Source organism: Bacteriovorax sp. DB6_IX (assembly GCF_000447775.1).
Classification (GTDB): Bacteria; Bdellovibrionota; Bacteriovoracia; order Bacteriovoracales; family Bacteriovoracaceae; genus Halobacteriovorax_A.
In genome coordinates, this window is record NZ_AUNJ01000203.1 from 1 (window position 1) to 2,487 (window position 2,487).

Here is a 2,487-nt window from a genome sequence, read left to right on the forward strand (position 1 = left end):
CNTTCTAATTCCTTTTTATTCTTCGAATGAATCGATTCTAGCAAATAATCTTATAGAATTCATTGATCTAGAACACTTTTGACGAAGATTTGACTTTTATTTAACCTATATGAGCTAATCGTCATTAAAAGAAGGTTAATTTATGAGTTTGTTCCCTAGAAGAATAGTTTGCCTAACAGAAGAAGCCGTGGAGATTCTCTTTGCTCTAGGTGAAGGTCATCGAATTGTTGGGGTTTCAGCTTATGTTGAAAGACCTGAAGAGGCGAAGGCACTTCCAAAAGTTACAGCTTTTGTTAGTGGACATATAAAAAAGATTGTCGATCTACGTCCTGATTTAGTTATCGGTTTCTCTGATATTCAAAAGGATCTGGCAAGAGATTTAATTGAGCAAGGGCTCAATGTCTTTATAGCGAATCATAGATCTTTGGATGAAATTTTAGATTACACCCTGATGATTGGAAGACTTGTTGGAGCTCAGGATAGGGCAGAGGAGTATGTAAAAGAGCTTAAAGAAAAAATAGAACAGGCCCTACGTTTTTCATCTTCTCTCAAAGCTCGACCTCGTATTTATATTGAAGAGTGGGATGAACCAATGATTGCTGGAATTCATTGGTTTAATGAAATAGTAGAACTCTGTGGTGGTGAGTTGATCTTTCCTAATAGTGAGCTTGGTCCCATGGCCAAGGATAGGTATATTCAATCACAAGATGTTATAGAAAGGAATCCTGATATCATTTTGGCCTGTTGGTGTGGGAAGAAAGTGAATGTTTCGCATATTAAAGAAAGAGAAGGCTGGAGTATTATTAATGCTGTACGAGACGATAAGATTTATGAACTTAAACCAGAGATCTTTCTTCAGCCTGGTCCAGCACCAATTATTAGTGGAATAGATATTTTGCTCGAACTTGTTCGATCAAATATATCCTAATTTAACTTTTGTTTAACACTGCTTTCACTTAGAATGACAGTCATGATGTTCGTAAGACTTCTTATATTCATTCTGCTTTCTCTATCTGTGCTTGCGCAAGATAACTTCATTTTAAAGATAGGAACAATGGATCTTCCTCCTTATGGCTGGGAAGACTCTAAAGGCAAGCATGGAATTATTTATGAGTTAAATGAAGAAATTGGTAAGAGATCAGGATATAAATATCAAAATACTATCCTTCCTTTTAAGAGAATGCTTAGCCTCCTTAAAAATGGTGAGATTGATCTTATCTCTTCCCAAGCCCATCGTGATTCTCTAGAAGCAGGAGATAGACTCGCCGTTCAATTTGAAATTGATGTGATTGTCGCGACTAAGAAAAGCTCAAAAATTCAGTCTTTAAAAGATCTTGATAAGAAGAGGTTTGTCTTTCATAGATCTGCTTCATACCGACAGTTAGAAGGAGTCCCTCTCAATATTATCCGAGTTAATAGTTATGAACAGTCGGTAAAGGTTTTGGCCAGTAATAGACTGTCCGATGCTGGGGTTTTTTCTGAGCCTGCTTTTTATTACTGGGTTAAAGAGCTTGGCTATGATCTCTCAAACTTTGGAAAGACTCTACTTCTAGAAGGGGGCAAGAAACAATGGATCATTGTTAGAAAAGATCTCCCCTTGGATAAGAGGATAAAACTCAAGGAGGTTATAGAATCACTATATAAAGAGCGCCTCTATCAAAAAAAGCTTCAAAAATATGGGAAGCCGACCATCTCATCCATTATTTCAGTACCTTAAGAGTCTAAAGATCAATCTGTGTTATAATTGAGTAATGAGGTTGGTTAAGGTCTTTATCAGAAAGTATTTCCATAAATCGCCTTGGTGAAAAAAAATTAAACAATTTAAGACTTTGACCGAATAGCTAATTGACGAATTGTATAGGAGCTAGGACAAGGTCCATGAAAAAAGTAATTAAAACAACACTATTCTTATCATTTTTAGCCACTCTAACATCTTGTGATCTAGTTGATCATGTTGAGCATAGGGCAAGAGTTTTGAACTCTTTAGAGGACAAAGTCCTTGTGCTTAATAAGGAAAATCAACACCTGAGAAATGAGATTATGCAGCTTAAGTATAAGCTAAAGACGGTGGAGAGTAGAAATTTCTATTTAGAGACTCAACTTGAGAATAAAGGGAAACCGGCCCAAAGAACTCTTGCTAGTGTAAGAAAGGTTAGTCCAGATGATCTTGTAAAATTTGATGTTTATAAGTGGAAGCCTGAACAGATGCTCGCAATCGCAGAGAAAGAGTTTGATAGCAAGAACTATGAGAAGAGTGCACAGTTTTTCAATGAATTCTCAAATCATTTCCCAAATAATAAATCTAAAGATGATAAGTTTCTCTTCCAAGCGGGAGTTGCTTCTTTTGAAACTGGTAAGCATTATCAGTGGAGTGAAAAATACTTTAAAGACTTAGTTGAGAGGTATCCAACTTCAAAATTCTACCTAGGATCTAAGCTTTGGCTGGGAATGTCATATCTTAAACAAGGAAAGGAAAAAGAATTCTTC

3 protein-coding genes are annotated in these 2,487 nt (G+C 36.1%); all 3 read left to right on the plus strand.

The window, feature by feature from the left end; all coding sequences use genetic code 11:
- The first annotated feature begins 142 nt into the window (after nucleotides 1–142).
- Nucleotides 143–928 carry a cobalamin-binding protein gene (locus M901_RS06055; RefSeq protein ID WP_021277301.1) on the plus strand — a complete coding sequence of 262 codons (786 nt, stop codon included), beginning with the start codon at nucleotides 143–145 and terminating at the stop codon, nucleotides 926–928.
- Between the two features lie 42 nt (nucleotides 929–970).
- A complete protein-coding gene (locus M901_RS06060) occupies nucleotides 971–1,717 on the plus strand; it encodes an ABC transporter substrate-binding protein (RefSeq protein ID WP_021277302.1) in 747 nt (248 codons plus the stop codon).
- Between the two features lie 161 nt (nucleotides 1,718–1,878).
- Nucleotides 1,879–2,487: tol-pal system YbgF family protein (locus M901_RS06065; protein WP_021277300.1), on the plus strand; the 609-nt coding region annotated here is incomplete at its 3' end.